Annotated in this window: 1 protein-coding gene; it reads right to left on the bottom strand. The window is 67.6% G+C overall.

All coding sequences use genetic code 11. The annotated features are described in order from the left end of the window. Positions 1-104 precede the first annotated feature (104 nt). Positions 105-368: an acyl carrier protein gene (locus tag AB0O76_RS26050; protein ID WP_365495860.1), complete on the bottom strand. Its 264-nt coding sequence runs from the start codon at positions 366-368 to the stop codon at positions 105-107. Between the last annotated feature and the right edge of the window lie 70 nt (positions 369-438).

The raw sequence follows: 438 nt of genomic DNA, 5'->3' as shown, positions 1-438 counted from the left end.
GGTCGCGAATTCGCCTTTCACCTCGGGCTCGGGACCCCCGGCGGGGGCACCGCGGGGACGGGATGCGTCGGAATACGTTCTGCGGGGTGTGCGGGGTGTGGGGGTCAGGCTGCGGCGGCGCTCTGACGGGTCACCAGGGCGGTGATGCTCCGCACGTCGTGAAAGTTCTCCGAGTTGACCTGCATCGCGGGGATCTTGACGCCGACCGCCGTCCGTATGTGGGCGATCAGCATGGCGGTGTTCAGCGAGTTGAGGACGCCCCACTCGAGCAGCGGGCTGGTCTCCTCGAGCTCGCCCTTGGTGTCTCCGTCGAGGAACCGCTCGCGGATGAAGGCGGTAATGGACTCACGGATCTCGGACTCGGTCATCGGGGTCACCTTTCGTGGTGGAAGACGGTGGGGCAGCGGGTGGTGAGCGCTCGTCATGGCCCTGCCCACC

Source organism: Streptomyces sp. NPDC086554 (assembly GCF_040686095.1).
In the GTDB taxonomy this organism is placed as follows: domain Bacteria; phylum Actinomycetota; class Actinomycetes; order Streptomycetales; family Streptomycetaceae; genus Streptomyces.
Note: the sequence above shows the minus strand (reverse complement) of the source record. Positions and strands in the feature narration are given on the sequence as shown.

What these genes read in the sequence shown, in the direction of transcription:
- AB0O76_RS26050 (WP_365495860.1), bottom strand. Translation starts at nt 368, where the DNA reads ATGACCGAGTCCGAGATCCGTGAGTCCATTACCGCCTTCATCCGCGAG.